14 protein-coding genes are annotated in these 12,510 nt (G+C 66.4%); 9 read left to right on the top strand and 5 right to left on the bottom strand.

The annotated features are described in order from the left end of the window. Window position 1 precedes the first annotated feature (1 nt). Window positions 2–1,078, bottom strand: coding sequence for a sensor histidine kinase (locus PSK12I2_RS0109250; RefSeq protein WP_007161370.1), 1,077 nt, complete (start codon window positions 1,076–1,078; stop codon window positions 2–4). 128 nt (window positions 1,079–1,206) lie between these two features. Here PSK12I2_RS0109250 and argH point away from each other — a divergent pair, with 128 nt between their 5' ends. Continuing rightward, window positions 1,207–2,601, top strand: coding sequence for an argininosuccinate lyase (gene argH, locus PSK12I2_RS0109245; protein ID WP_027598170.1), 1,395 nt, complete (start codon window positions 1,207–1,209; stop codon window positions 2,599–2,601). Window positions 2,602–2,929: 328 nt separating this feature from the next. Continuing rightward, window positions 2,930–3,658, top strand: coding sequence for an endo alpha-1,4 polygalactosaminidase (locus PSK12I2_RS0109240; protein WP_027598169.1), 729 nt, complete (start codon window positions 2,930–2,932; stop codon window positions 3,656–3,658). A gap of 160 nt (window positions 3,659–3,818) precedes the next feature. Here PSK12I2_RS0109240 and PSK12I2_RS0109235 read toward each other — a convergent pair whose 3' ends face one another. Both PSK12I2_RS0109235 and PSK12I2_RS0109230 read right to left on the bottom strand, forming a co-directional pair. After that, window positions 3,819–4,694 (bottom strand): NAD(P)-dependent oxidoreductase, encoded by an 876-nt coding sequence (locus PSK12I2_RS0109235; protein ID WP_027598168.1) that lies wholly within the window; start codon window positions 4,692–4,694, stop codon window positions 3,819–3,821. 36 nt (window positions 4,695–4,730) lie between these two features. Further along, on the bottom strand, window positions 4,731–5,717 hold the full coding sequence (locus PSK12I2_RS0109230) for a magnesium transporter CorA family protein (RefSeq protein ID WP_007161374.1): 987 nt from the start codon (window positions 5,715–5,717) through the stop codon (window positions 4,731–4,733). A 55-nt stretch (window positions 5,718–5,772) separates the two neighbouring features. Here PSK12I2_RS0109230 and PSK12I2_RS0109225 point away from each other — a divergent pair, with 55 nt between their 5' ends. Then, the gene (locus PSK12I2_RS0109225; RefSeq protein ID WP_027598167.1) at window positions 5,773–6,051 is read left to right on the top strand and encodes a hypothetical protein; all 279 of its coding nucleotides are present in this window, start codon (window positions 5,773–5,775) and stop codon (window positions 6,049–6,051) included. On the opposite strand, the gene rnk is transcribed toward PSK12I2_RS0109225, so the two are convergent. Then, window positions 6,048–6,431: a nucleoside diphosphate kinase regulator gene (rnk, locus tag PSK12I2_RS0109220; RefSeq protein WP_027598166.1), complete on the bottom strand. Its 384-nt coding sequence runs from the start codon at window positions 6,429–6,431 to the stop codon at window positions 6,048–6,050. The two genes, PSK12I2_RS0109225 and rnk, sit on opposite strands and share 4 nt — an antisense overlap. 192 nt (window positions 6,432–6,623) lie before the next feature. Further along, window positions 6,624–6,953, bottom strand: a complete 330-nt coding sequence (cyaY, locus tag PSK12I2_RS0109215; RefSeq protein ID WP_027598165.1) for an iron donor protein CyaY — start codon at window positions 6,951–6,953, stop codon at window positions 6,624–6,626. 169 nt (window positions 6,954–7,122) lie between these two features. Between cyaY and PSK12I2_RS0109210 the strand changes: the two genes are divergently transcribed. Genes PSK12I2_RS0109210 through PSK12I2_RS0109185 form a run of 6 tightly spaced genes read left to right on the top strand, consistent with a single transcriptional unit; the run spans window position 7,123 to window position 11,627 of the window. Further along, the gene (locus PSK12I2_RS0109210; RefSeq protein ID WP_007161378.1) at window positions 7,123–7,248 is read left to right on the top strand and encodes a lipoprotein; all 126 of its coding nucleotides are present in this window, start codon (window positions 7,123–7,125) and stop codon (window positions 7,246–7,248) included. Between the two features lie 9 nt (window positions 7,249–7,257). Continuing rightward, on the top strand, window positions 7,258–8,505 hold the full coding sequence (lysA, locus tag PSK12I2_RS0109205; protein WP_027598164.1) for a diaminopimelate decarboxylase: 1,248 nt from the start codon (window positions 7,258–7,260) through the stop codon (window positions 8,503–8,505). Between the two features lie 10 nt (window positions 8,506–8,515). Further along, window positions 8,516–9,346, top strand: a complete 831-nt coding sequence (gene dapF, locus PSK12I2_RS0109200) for a diaminopimelate epimerase (protein WP_007161380.1) — start codon at window positions 8,516–8,518, stop codon at window positions 9,344–9,346. Next, window positions 9,343–10,029: a DUF484 family protein gene (locus PSK12I2_RS0109195; protein ID WP_007161381.1), complete on the top strand. Its 687-nt coding sequence runs from the start codon at window positions 9,343–9,345 to the stop codon at window positions 10,027–10,029. Before dapF ends, PSK12I2_RS0109195 begins: the two co-directional genes overlap by 4 nt. Before the next feature lie 15 nt (window positions 10,030–10,044). Further along, window positions 10,045–10,938: a tyrosine recombinase XerC gene (xerC, locus tag PSK12I2_RS0109190; protein WP_027598163.1), complete on the top strand. Its 894-nt coding sequence runs from the start codon at window positions 10,045–10,047 to the stop codon at window positions 10,936–10,938. Further along, complete coding sequence (locus PSK12I2_RS0109185; protein ID WP_027598162.1) at window positions 10,935–11,627, top strand: HAD family hydrolase; 693 nt, start codon at window positions 10,935–10,937, stop codon at window positions 11,625–11,627. The genes xerC and PSK12I2_RS0109185 overlap by 4 nt, the downstream gene beginning before the upstream one ends. The last annotated feature ends 883 nt before the right edge of the window (window positions 11,628–12,510 follow it).

Below are 12,510 nucleotides of genomic sequence, written 5' to 3'. Positions count from 1 at the left end.
CTCAGGCTTCCCGCATGAGTCGCTCGCATGGATAGCGAAGAGACGTTGTATGCCGCTGGTCGCGGCGTTCGATTTTGAGACTCGCAGCTGGTCCGAAAAGTGCCGTCAATCGCGCCTCGATATTGCTTAAAGCTTGACGGGTGCCCTTGGGTGGGCGTGGCTGCTGCTCCACCTCGGGGTCATAGGGGTTGCTGATGACCAGCTCGAACACCCCCTCCCGGTAGGTGGCGAAGATGGTGACCAGGCCCCCTTCGATGCGCGGCGCCACACCATAGATCAGGGCGTTTTCCAGCAGCGGCTGCAGCGTCAGCTGGGGAATCGGCAGATCCGCCGGCACCCCGTCCACGTCCCACTGCAACTGCAGGCGATCGCCCAGGCGCAGGCGTTCGATCTCCAGATAGCGCCGCGAGAGCTCCAGCTCCTCGACCCAGCGCACCTTGGTGCCGGGCTGGGCGAGGCTGGCGCGGAACAGCGCCGACAGGTCCAGCACCGCGCGCTCGGCCTTGTCGGCGTCCAGGGCGACCAGGCTGGCGATACTGTTCAGGCTGTTGAACAGGAAATGCGGGCGGATGCGCGCCTGCAGCGACTCGATGCGCGCCTGCAATTCGGCCTGCTGCTGGCGGCGCCACTGGCTCTGCAGCCAGAAGTAGCGCAGCAGCAGCATGGACATGATCAGGGCGATCAGCGCGTGCCTCATGTACAGCCGCACCTCGCCGACCCGCTGCAGGGGTCCGGCCAGCTGCAGCCAGTCGGCCACCAGGGTGCAGAGCAGGGTCAGGGCCACCACGATGGCGCAGCAGAAGCCACCCGCCACCACCGGTCTATGGCGTGCCAGCCAGGGCCGCAGGCGACAGAGCAGCGCCGCCGACAGCAGCACGATCCACTGCACGAACAGCGACACCAGCGCCAGGCGGATCCAGTTGAACTGCAGGGTGAAGGGTTCTGCCAGCACCAGGACCAGCACCAGCAGCTCGGCCAGCACCACCAGCACGAGCAGGGCCTCCGGTTCGCAGAGCGCCGGGACGAAGAAGTCGTCGACCTTGACCGGTCGGGGGGTTTTGCGGCGTTCGAGTATCATGGAGGCAGTGTGGGTCAGATACCACTCGTCGGCAAGTCGGCTCCGTTGAATCGGGCCGGCACCCGCTCAGGACTGCTATCATCGGCCCCCTCCTTTCCTTACCGACAAGCCCAGCAGCAGGCCGATCCATGAGCAGCGAAAAAACCAACCAGTCCTGGGGCGGACGCTTCAGCGAACCCGTCGACGCCTTCGTCGCCCGCTTCACCGCATCGGTGGACTTCGACAAGCGTCTCTACCGCCACGACATCCTCGGCAGCCAGGCCCATGCCCGCATGCTGACCCAGGCCGGAGTGCTCAGCGAAGCCGAGCGCGATGCCATCGTCGCCGGACTGGACGAGATCCGTGGCGAGATCGAGGCCGGCACCTTCGAGTGGCGCGTCGACCTGGAAGACGTGCACATGAACATCGAGGCGCGCCTGACCGAGCGCCTGGGCGTGGTCGGCAAGAAGCTGCACACCGGTCGCAGCCGCAATGACCAGGTGGCCACCGACATCCGCCTCTGGCTGCGCGACGAGATCGACGCCATCCTCGCAGAGCTCGACCGCCTGCAGGCAGGCCTGCTGCAACTGGCCGAGACCGAAGCCGACACCATCATGCCCGGCTTCACCCACCTGCAGACCGCGCAACCCGTGACCTTCGGCCACCACCTGCTGGCCTGGTTCGAGATGCTCTCCCGCGACCACGAGCGCCTGGTCGACTGCCGCAAGCGCGTCAATCGCATGCCCCTGGGCAGCGCGGCGCTGGCCGGCACCACCTACCCCATCCAGCGCCAGGTCACCTGCGAGCTGCTGGGCTTCGAGGCCATCGGCGGCAACTCCCTGGACGGCGTCTCGGATCGCGACTTCGCCATCGAATTCTGCGCCGCGGCCTCCCTGGCGATGATGCACCTGTCGCGCTTCTCCGAAGAGCTGGTGCTCTGGACCAGCGCCCAGTTCCAGTTCATCGACCTGCCCGATCGCTTCTGCACCGGCTCCTCGATCATGCCGCAGAAGAAGAATCCCGACGTGCCCGAGCTGGTACGCGGCAAGACCGGCCGGGTGTTCGGCGCCCTCACCGGCCTGCTGACCCTGATGAAGGGCCAGCCGCTGGCCTACAACAAGGACAACCAGGAAGACAAGGAACCGCTGTTCGACGCCGCCGATACCCTGCGCGACTCCCTGCGCGCCTTCGCCGACATGGTCCCGGCCATCAAGCCCAAGCGCGAGATCATGCGCGAGGCGGCCCGCCGCGGCTTCTCCACCGCCACCGATCTCGCCGACTACCTGGTGCGCAAGGGCCTGCCCTTCCGTGACTGCCACGAGATCGTCGGCCATGCGGTCAAGTACGGCGTGGACAGCGGCAAGGACCTGGCCGAGATGAGCCTGGACGAACTGCGGCGCTTCAGCGACCAGATCGAGCAGGACGTCTTCGCCGTCCTGACCCTGGAAGGCTCGGTCAACGCCCGCGACCACATTGGCGGTACCGCCCCGGCCCAGGTCCGCGCCGCCGTGCAGCGCGGCCGCGCGCTGCTGGCCCAGCGCTAACGCCTGCCACTGCGCCTCTCGCCTACCCCTCCGCGGGCGGCGAGAACGCCGCCGGCCGAAGACACTATCCCTGCCGTTCATCGGCCGCGCGAAAGGGCGCAAGGCCCCTTCCACCGCACCGCAGGCGCCTGGTCCGACGGCAAGGGCTCTAGGCCAGGGGTCTCCGCGCAGGAGGCCTGAAAGCCGGTCGAACGAGCGCCGACCAGCCGTTGATAGGTACGACGACTGGTGCTCAGGAAGGAGACCCGGCAGCCGATACTGGAGGCTTGACCAGCCGTTCGAGTCAAGTCTCATGCGCCTTTCAGCCTGTTCCCTCCTGCTTTGCGGAATGTTCGCCGCGGCTTCCAGCCAGGCCGCCCTGCCGCCGCCGCTGCCACAGACGCTCACCTGGCATGTCCAGCTGAACGGCGTGCTGCAAAAGCCCAATCGCACCCTCTACGACATCGATCTCTATGACACCAGCAAGGCGGTGATCGCCAACCTGAAGGGCAATGGGAAGACGGTGATCTGCTATTTCAGCGCCGGCACCTGGGAAGACTGGCGGCCCGACGCCGCCCTCTATCCCAAGGCCGCCCTGGGCAAGGCGCTGGACGCCTGGCCGGGCGAGCGCTGGCTGGACATCCGTCGCGCCGACGTCCGCGTGCTGCTGGCCAAGCGGCTGGACCTGGCCGTGCAGAAGGGCTGCCAGGGGGTGGACCCGGACAACGTCGATGGCTTCAGCAACCCCAACGGCCTCAAGCTGACCCGGGCCCAGCAGCTGGATTTCCTCAACTGGCTGGCCGACGAGGCGCACAAGCGCAGTCTGCTGGTGGGCCTGAAGAACGCCGTCGACCTGGTGCCGAGCCTCTACACCAAGTTCGACTTCGCCCTCAACGAGAGCTGCTACGACTACGCCGAGTGCAACGCCTACAGCTACTTCCGCACCCAGAAGAAGCCGGTGATGATCATCGACTACGGCCTCTACAGCACCAAGCGCTGCAGCCAGGCCAAGACCTCGGGCTACAACCTGCAATTCTACCCGCTGTCGCTGGCGGCGCTGGGCACCGCCTGCAAGTAGCCGCGAGAGCCTATTCAAAGGCTCGCGAGCTAGAGCCAAACAAGGCCTAGGCGGCCCCGCGAAAAGGCCTGAGGAAGCGGAGTTTACGAGTGGTAAATGAGCATTCCGAAGACCTTTTCAACGTAGTTTGGCCGACGCGCAGCAGACTTTGAGCGGGCTCTCAGTCGAGGCCGGCCTTCTTGTGCGACCGCTGCCCCAGCGCGATCCAGTCCAGATCGCCTTCGCCCTGGGCGACGGCCTCCAGCAGGTTGTCCCTCAGGACGCTGGCGAAGGGTAGCGGCACCGCCTTCTCCTGGCCGGCCGCCAGGGCCAGGCCGACGTCCTTGAGTCCCAGGCTGAGCTTGAAGGCCGCCGGCGAGAACTTTCGCTCGGTCAGCAGGCGCCCGTAGTTCTGGTACACCGGCGCGGCGAACAGGGTGCTGGTGAGGATCTCCAGCAGCGCCGCCGGCTCCACGCCATAGCTGCGCGCCAGGGCGGTGCTCTCGCCCATGGTCTCGATGGCGCTGGCGATCATGAAGTTGCCGGCGATCTTGACCACATTGGCCTGCCGCGGCTCCGCGCCCACCGGCCAGGTCTTGCGCCCCAGCACATCGAGCAGTGGCTGGACCCGCGCGATCGCCTCAGGATCCCCTGCCACCACGATGTTGAGCTGGCCACTGGCGGCCACGTCGGTGCGCCCGAACACCGGCGCCGCCACGTAGCCCACGCCGGCCTCGGCATGGCGCGCGGCCAGTTCGTCGACCAGGGCCACCGACAGGGTGGCCATGCTGACGTGGACCAGCCCGGCCTGCGCCCGCTGCAGGGCGCCGCTGTCGAGGATCACTTCGCGGGTAGCGGCGTCATTGGCCAGGATGCTGAAGACCACCTCGGTCTCGAAGGCCTCCGCGGGCGACGCCGCCGCGCGGGCACCCTGGGCGACCAGGCCCTGCACCGGCTCCGGGGAGCGATTCCAGACCACCACCTCATGACCGGCCTTGAGCAGATTGGCGGCCATGCCCTGGCCCATGCCGCCCAGGCCGATGAATCCGATACGCATAGCTTTGCCTCCTCGAGGTGCGATGGATGCCGCCGGCTACAACCAGCGGCGAAATTTGAACCAGGCATAGGGAATCAGCGCCGAGACCACCATGGCGCCCAGCGCCAGCGGATAGCCGAAATGCCAGTCCAGCTCCGGCATGACCTTGAAGTTCATGCCGTAGATGGTGCCCACCAGGGTGGGCGGCAGGAACAGCACCGAGGCGATGGTGAACACCTTGACGATGTTGTTCTGCTCCACGCTGATCAGGCCCAGGGTGGCGTCGAGCAGGAAGCCGATCTCGCCGTTCATCTTGGCCTGGTAGTCGCTCAGCGAGCGGACGTCGCGTTCCAGCGTCTTGAACCAGGTCTTGGCCGTGCCGGAGATCCAGGTTGCCCCGGCCCGGCGCAGGTAGGAGACGATGCGATTGATGCCCAGCAGGCTCTCGCTGAGCTGCGCCAGCAGCTGGTTGCTGCGGCCCAGTTGCTTGACGATGGATTGCAGGTCGGTCTTGGGCTGCTGCTTTTCCTGTTGCGGATCCAGGGGTTCGCGAAACACCGCCTTGGCCAGGCGATTGAGGTGCGCCTGCACCGATTCGAGGATGTCGGCCACGCGGTCCACCAGGCTGTCCAGCAGCGAGGCGAAGATGACGTCGCTGCGACAGTGCTGCCGTGCCTGCTGCTGGGCCTTGCCGAGAAAGGCCTTGAAGGCGGCCAGCTCGGCGTAGCGCACCGTCACCAGCCAGTCGGGGGTCAGTACGAAATTGACCACCGAGGCCTGCGGCTGATGCTCACTGAAGCCGCTGACCACCGTGGTGGTCAGGTGCAGGGCCTGGTCGGTCTGATAGAGTCGCGAGGATTCCTCGATCTCGGCGATTTCTTCCCGGGTGGGGATGTCCATCGCCAACGCCTGTTCGAGATAGCGTTCCTCTGCCTCGCTGGGGTCGAGCAGATCGACCCAGAGCAGATCCGCGGGCAGCGGGTCTCCCGGCGACAGGGGCTGGGCGACCAGCTCGTCGGCGGACAGGCGATAGCAGGTGATCATCGAGAAGACTCCAGGCCGGCATCAGGGGTCGCACTGTAACAAAAGGTATCCAGACATGATTGACCACGCCGATGACGAAGAATCCTTTGTCTCCTCGCATCTAATCGAAGCGGTGGAGAATCAGCTTGCCGCCGGCGAGCCGAGCTATGTGCAGGCGGTACTCAACAAGCTGACCCTGGTCGGCTATGACCGCGAGGAAGCGGTGCTGCTGATGGCCCAGGCGCTGTCCTGCGAGATCGCCGCCATGCTCGATGCCGATAGGCCCTTCGACGGCGCCCACTACGAGCGCCTGTTGCGAGCCCTGCCGGACCTGCCCGAGGTCGCGGACGACTAGGCCTCGGCCGGCTCCAGCGCCAGCAGCTCCACCTGCTGCTCCTTGCCACCCGGCACCGGCCAGCTCAGGTGCTCGCCGGGCGTGGCTCCGAGCAGCGCGCTGCCGGCCGGCGCCAGCACCGAGACCCGTCCCTCGCCACCGGCGTCCTCCGGATAGACCAGCACCACCTGGTACTCCTTGCCGGTATCGGTCTCGCGGCAGCGTACGCGCGAATTCATGGTCACCACCGCGCCGATCTCGTCGGGCGCCACCACCCGGGCCTGGGCCAGTTCCTCGTCCAGGGCCTCGGCCACGGGGCCGAATTCGGGCAGGGCATCGAGCAGGCGTTCGAGACGGGGCAGGTCGACGGCGGAAACGGTAATGGGCGATGCATGGCGCATGGCGGACTCCTGGAGGGCGAGACGGTGCGATCCCCGCCGCGGGAGGCGGCCGGACCACCGGGGATGACGGGCGGCAGGCGCCCAGCGGGAAGCCGCCTGAGGCGGCAAAAGAAAACGGCGCTCGAAAGGCGCCGTCAGGTCACGCTAGCACAGGGGTCTCGGCAGCGGTCAAGCCGCACCGACCGCAGGTCGTTACAGCCCCGGCAGGGCCACGCTCTCGCCGGTCTGCTCCAGGGTCACCCGCACCAGCAGCGCGCCGAGGGTTTCGGACGAGGTGTCGCAGATCCAGTTCTGGCCATCCCAGTCGAAGTGATAGCCACCCGAGCGCGCCGCCACCCAGAGCTGCACCAGCGGAGGCTGGCGGCTGAGAATGACCTGGCTGCCGTTGTCGAACTTGATCGTCAGCACGCCACCGGCATTTTCCAGATCGAGGTCCAGACCGCTGTCGTCATAGGCGTCCTCGACCTGACGCTGGGTCTGGTCGACGAGGTGATGGAATTGCGCTTCGCTGAGCCGGCTCATGACGATCCTCGAAAGAAGGGAAAGAATCGCCGCACGGTAGCGGGCCGCCCAGATGACGTCCAGTCGCGACGGCGGCCGGCAGCTGCGCTTCAGCCATCCGGGCGTGTCAAAGAGTCGTTCAACCCCGTTATACTCCGGGCAATATTCGCCTGAATAAAGGTTTAGCGTCATGAAGCGCCTGTCTCTTCTCTTCATCGCCTGCGCCTGCCTGCTGGCCGGCTGCGGTCAGAAAGGCCCGCTGTACCTGCCCGACGACCAGAAAGCCGCCAAAGAACACCGCCACGACGTGTTCTAAGGAGCCACCATGGAAGTCTTCGCTGTCCGTGCAGGTGAACTGCATGCGGAAGGGGTAGCCCTGAGCGCCGTGGCGCAGGAATTCGGCACCCCCGCCTACGTCTACTCGCGAGCGCACATCGAGGGCCAGTACCGCGCCTATACCGATGCGCTGGCCGGTCTGCCGCACCTGGTCTGCTTTGCCGTGAAGGCCAACTCCAACCTCGGCGTGCTCAACGTCCTGGCCCGTCTCGGCGCCGGCTTCGACATCGTTTCCCGCGGCGAACTGGAGCGCGTCCTGGCCGCCGGTGGCGATCCGCACCGGGTGGTGTTCTCCGGGGTCGGCAAGACCCGCGACGACATGCGCCGCGCCCTGGAAGTGGGCGTGCACTGCTTCAACGTCGAATCCACCGACGAGCTGGAACGGCTGCAGCAGGTGGCCGCGGAGCTGGGTGTGGTCGCGCCGATCTCGCTGCGGGTCAATCCCGACGTCGACGCCGGGACCCACCCCTACATCTCCACCGGCCTCAAGGAAAACAAGTTCGGCATCGACATCGCCGACGCCGAGGCGGTCTACGCCCGCGCCGCCGAACTGCCCAACCTGGACATCCTCGGGGTGGACTGCCACATCGGCTCCCAACTCACCACCCTGCCGCCCTTCCTCGACGCCCTCGACCGCCTGCTGGCGCTGATCGACCGCCTCGCCGAGCGCGGTATCATCCTGCGCCATCTGGACCTCGGTGGCGGCCTGGGCGTGCGCTATCGCGACGAGCAGCCGCCGCTGGCCGGCGACTACATCCAGGCCATCCGCGAGCGCATCGCCGGGCGCAACCTGACCCTGGTGTTCGAACCCGGCCGCTTCATCGTGGCCAACGCCGGTGTCCTGCTGACCCGCGTGGAATACCTCAAGCACACCGCCCACAAGGACTTCGCCATCGTCGATGCGGCGATGAACGACCTGATCCGTCCGGCGCTGTACCAGGCCTGGATGGCGGTGGAGCCGGTGACCGCGCGCCAGGGCGATGCCCGCCGCTACGACCTGGTCGGCCCCATCTGCGAGACCGGCGACTTCCTCGCCAAGGACCGCGAGCTGGTCCTGGCCGAAGGCGATCTGCTGGCCATCCGCTCCGCCGGGGCCTATGGCTTCACCATGAGTTCCAACTACAACACCCGTGGCCGTGCCGCCGAGGTGATGGTGGATGGCGACCAGGCGCACCTGGTCCGTCGGCGCGAGACGCTGGAAGAACTCTTCGCGGGCGAGAGCCGGCTGCCGGCCTGAGGGGAGTTCCATGCAACTGCGCTTCACCAAGATGCACGGTCTGGGCAACGACTTCATGGTCCTCGACCTGATCAGCCAGCACGCGCACATCCAGCCCAAGCACGTCCGTCTGTGGGGTGACCGCAAGACCGGCATCGGCTTCGATCAGCTGCTGATCGTCGAGACCCCCAGCACCCCGGACGTGGACTTTCGCTATCGCATCTTCAACGCCGATGGCTCCGAGGTCGAACAGTGCGGCAACGGTGCCCGCTGCTTCGCCCGCTTCGTCTTCGACAAGCGCCTGACGGTCAAGAAGCAGATCCGCGTCGAGACCAAGGGCGGCATCATCGAGCTGCTGCTCAAGGGCGACGGCCAGGTCCGCGTGGACATGGGCGCACCGCGCCTGCAGGCGGCCGAGATCCCCTTCATCGCCGAGACGGAGACCCTGAGTCATGCCGTCCAGGTCGAGGGCGAGACGGTCGAGCTGGCGGTGGTCTCCATGGGCAATCCCCATGGCGTGCTGCGGGTCGCCGACGTCGACCAGGCGCCGGTACTGACGCTCGGGCCCAAGCTGGAATGCCATCCGCGCTTTCCGCAAAAGGCCAATATCGGCTTCCTGCAGGTCATCGACGCCCAGCGCGCCCGCCTGCGGGTCTGGGAACGCGGTGTCGGCGAAACCCGCGCCTGCGGCACCGGTGCCTGCGCCGCCGCGGTAGCCGGTATCCGCCAGGGCTGGCTGAAATCGCCGGTGAGCATCGAATTGCCGGGTGGCCTGCTCAACATCGAGTGGGACGGCGTCGGTCAATCGGTGCTCATGACCGGTCCGGCCACCCGTGTCTACGAAGGCCAGGTAAGAGTATGAGCGACACCCCCGAACTGACCGCGGACCAGGTCGCCGACTGGCTGCTGGACCATCCGCACTTCTTCGCCGATCGCGAAGAGCTGCTGGCGGAGATGCGCGTGCCCCATCAGCGGGGTACCGCCATCTCCCTGGTCGAGCGGCAACTCGGTCTCTTGCGCGATCGCAACGGCGAGATGCGCCATCGCCTGACCCACCTGATGGACGTGGCGCGGGACAACGACCGGCTGTTCGACAAGACCCGTCGGCTGATCATCGGCCTGCTCGACGCCAACAGCCTCGAAGAGGTGATAGGCACCGTCGAAGACAGCCTGCGTCATGAATTCAAGGTGCCCTACGTCGGCCTCATCCTGTTCCACGAGCATCCCCTGCCGGTCGGCCGCAGCGTCACCCCCGCCGAGGCGCAAAAGGTGATCGGTGGCCTGTTGGGCGGCGAGAAGACCACCAGCGGCGTCCTGCGCGCCCACGAACTGGCTTTCCTGTTCGGTGACTCGGCCAAGGAAGAGGTCGGCTCCGCCGCCGTCGCCGCCCTCTCCCACCAGGGCCTGCATGGCGTCCTGGCGATCGGCAGTCCCGATCCCCAGCACTATCGCAGCAGCCTGGGCACGCTGTTCCTCAGCCATGTGGCGGAAGTCCTGGCGCGGGTCCTGCCGCGCTTTCCCGTCCCCTTGCGTACGGTGCGCTGAGCCCGGGAGCGGAGCATGCAGGTCCAGCTCGATGCCTATCTCGATCATCTACGCCTGGAACGCCAGGTTTCGCCCCACACCCTCGACGGCTACCGGCGCGACCTGCGCAAGCTGCTGAGCTTCGCCGAAGCCGAAGGCCTGAGCGACTGGGGCGGCCTGGACAGTCGGCGCCTGCGCGCCCTGATCGCCCAGCTGCACCGGGCCGGCGCCTCCAGTCGCAGCCTGGCGCGGCTGCTGTCGGCCTGCCGCGGCTTCTATCTCTATCTGATCCGCGAAGGCCACTGCAGCCAGGACCCGGCCCACGGCCTCTCGCCGCCCAAGGCGCAGAAGGCCCTGCCCAAGGTGCTCGATGTCGACCGCTCCATGCAGCTGCTCGACGGCGCCGTGGAGGACGACTTCCTCGCCCTGCGCGACCAGGCCCTGCTGGAGCTGTTCTACAGCTCCGGGCTGCGGCTGTCCGAGCTGGTGGGGCTGGACCTGGCGGATGTGGACCTGGCCCAGGGCCTGGTCCAGGTGCGCGGCAAGGGCAACAAGGAGCGGGTGCTGCCCATCGGCAGCAAGGCCCGCGACGCCCTGGAGACCTGGCTCAAGGTCCGGCTCCAGGCCGCACCGCGTGACGACGCCCTGTTCATCGGCCAGCGCGGTCTGCGCCTGACGCCCCGCGCGGTACAGCTGCGGGTGCGCGAGGCCGGCGTGCGCGAGCTGGGCCAGCACCTGCATCCGCACATGCTCAGGCACAGCTTCGCCAGCCACATGCTCAGTGCCTCCGGCGATCTGCGCGCGGTCCAGGAGCTGCTCGGCCACGCCGACATCGCCACCACCCAGATCTACACCCACCTGGACTTCGGCCAGCTCGCCGAGGTCTATGACAAGGCGCACCCCCGCGCCAAGCGCAAGGCCAGCCGATGACGATTCGCCTCGTGACCTTCGACCTCGACGACACCCTCTGGGAAATCGCCCCGGTCATCCACTCCGCCGAAGCCCTGCTGCGTGACTGGTTCGCCGCCTCCGCGCCGCGGCTGGGCAGCGTGCCGGTCGAGCACCTCTGGGCGATTCGCGATCGCCTGCTGCAAGAGGACGCCGGTCTCAGGCACCGGGTCAGCGAGCTGCGCCGCCGGGTCATCCATCAGGCGCTGCTCGATGCCGGCTATGGCGAACCTGAGGCCGCGCAGCTGGCCGAAGCGGGCTTCGCGGTCTATCTTGCCGCCCGCCAGCAGGTCACCCTGTTCGACGACGTCCATCCCACCCTGGAGCAGCTGGCCGATCGCTACACCCTGGGGGTGCTGACCAATGGCAATGCGGACGTCCAGACCATCGGCCTGGCCGACTATTTCCGCTTTGCCCTGAATGCCGAGCAGCTGGGCATCGGCAAACCCGATCCCACGCCCTTTCGCGAAGCGCTGCGCCTCACCGGCATTCCCGCCGAAGCCACCGTGCACGTGGGCGATAACCCCGTGGATGACGTCCAGGGCGCCCAGCGCGCCGGCATTCGCGCCGTCTGGTTCAATCCCCTGCAGCATCCCTGGCAGGGGCCTGGCCAACCGGATGCGGAGGTCCGCAGCTTGAGCGAGCTTCCAGCCGTACTGGCAGGCTGGTAAGCCAGCGGAAAACATTAGCAATACTAAATAGCGAAAAGCTGATTTATTTCCGCTCGCCAGCCGTCTACTAGACCCCTGGGTTCTGTTAACCAATCGCCAAAATATTCGTCACATTTATTGCCTTGTCTGGCAGAGGCTTTGCGACTCCCTTCACCAAAAGCTTCGGCCTCGGCCGTTTTTTTGCCAAGCACACCTCATTTGGCCGCCGATTCACCCGGATCAACGGCATTGATAGCCGTCTCGCTGGCCGGATTTGCCGTTCGGACCTCGCGTTGACAGTCCAAACCCTTTTGACAATCATTGCCCCAGGTTCGAAGTAGCGCTGGGATTGCGCGCTGAACCTGCTGCCGTACAGGTCAGGGAAGACAGCATTACCTCCCCCTCCTCTGCGTCTCGCCGATGGCTTTTCAAGTTCCTGTTTTCTGCGTTGTCGGGTCTTGATATCGGTAAATAACCCTCTGTTCATCCCGTCCAGGTGCAAACCCGTGCGGTAGCCATGTCCCGACCGGACCGGTTACCACCCAAGACACGGCAAACCTGTGCGGTAGCCATGCCCAGGCACTGGACAGCAGGGGACGATCACCGTGCCAGCGAGCACCTGCAGGACTACATGGATGTCACCTGAACTGGACTTAACTCTTTTCGCTCATGCCACTTCGGTCTTGCCTGCAACAGGCGGGCGAGTGGCTGCCCAGCCAAACGAACTTCAGCACCCTTAAGGCGGCACGCAGTGTGGCCGGAATCAGCGGGTAAAGATCGCAAAGTCTTCGGCAGATGGCCGTGAGCAAGTTGCTGTACACCCGGCGCCGATACTTTCGAATTAATTACCGGCAATGGCTGGGACCGGTACTGACCGACGTTCATCAGACGGTCACTCAATCAA

This window comes from Pseudomonas sp. MOIL14HWK12:I2 (assembly GCF_000510745.1).
In the GTDB taxonomy this organism is placed as follows: domain Bacteria; phylum Pseudomonadota; class Gammaproteobacteria; order Pseudomonadales; family Pseudomonadaceae; genus Chryseomonas; species Chryseomonas oryzihabitans.
The sequence above is the reverse complement of the archived record's forward strand: the minus strand, read 5'-3'. Positions and strand labels throughout refer to the sequence as shown.

Excerpts from the sequence above, each read along its gene's own strand:
- PSK12I2_RS0109250 (WP_007161370.1), bottom strand. The coding sequence starts at position 1,078 with ATGATACTCGAACGCCGCAAAACCCCCCGACCGGTCAAGGTCGACGAC.
- argH (WP_027598170.1), top strand. The coding sequence starts at position 1,207 with ATGAGCAGCGAAAAAACCAACCAGTCCTGGGGCGGACGCTTCAGCGAA.
- PSK12I2_RS0109240 (WP_027598169.1), top strand. The coding sequence starts at position 2,930 with ATGTTCGCCGCGGCTTCCAGCCAGGCCGCCCTGCCGCCGCCGCTGCCA.
- PSK12I2_RS0109235 (WP_027598168.1), bottom strand. The coding sequence starts at position 4,694 with ATGCGTATCGGATTCATCGGCCTGGGCGGCATGGGCCAGGGCATGGCC.
- PSK12I2_RS0109230 (WP_007161374.1), bottom strand. The coding sequence starts at position 5,717 with ATGATCACCTGCTATCGCCTGTCCGCCGACGAGCTGGTCGCCCAGCCC.
- PSK12I2_RS0109225 (WP_027598167.1), top strand. The coding sequence starts at position 5,773 with ATGATTGACCACGCCGATGACGAAGAATCCTTTGTCTCCTCGCATCTA.
- rnk (WP_027598166.1), bottom strand. The coding sequence starts at position 6,431 with ATGCGCCATGCATCGCCCATTACCGTTTCCGCCGTCGACCTGCCCCGT.
- cyaY (WP_027598165.1), bottom strand. The coding sequence starts at position 6,953 with ATGAGCCGGCTCAGCGAAGCGCAATTCCATCACCTCGTCGACCAGACC.
- PSK12I2_RS0109210 (WP_007161378.1), top strand. The coding sequence starts at position 7,123 with ATGAAGCGCCTGTCTCTTCTCTTCATCGCCTGCGCCTGCCTGCTGGCC.
- lysA (WP_027598164.1), top strand. The coding sequence starts at position 7,258 with ATGGAAGTCTTCGCTGTCCGTGCAGGTGAACTGCATGCGGAAGGGGTA.
- dapF (WP_007161380.1), top strand. The coding sequence starts at position 8,516 with ATGCAACTGCGCTTCACCAAGATGCACGGTCTGGGCAACGACTTCATG.
- PSK12I2_RS0109195 (WP_007161381.1), top strand. The coding sequence starts at position 9,343 with ATGAGCGACACCCCCGAACTGACCGCGGACCAGGTCGCCGACTGGCTG.
- xerC (WP_027598163.1), top strand. The coding sequence starts at position 10,045 with ATGCAGGTCCAGCTCGATGCCTATCTCGATCATCTACGCCTGGAACGC.
- PSK12I2_RS0109185 (WP_027598162.1), top strand. The coding sequence starts at position 10,935 with ATGACGATTCGCCTCGTGACCTTCGACCTCGACGACACCCTCTGGGAA.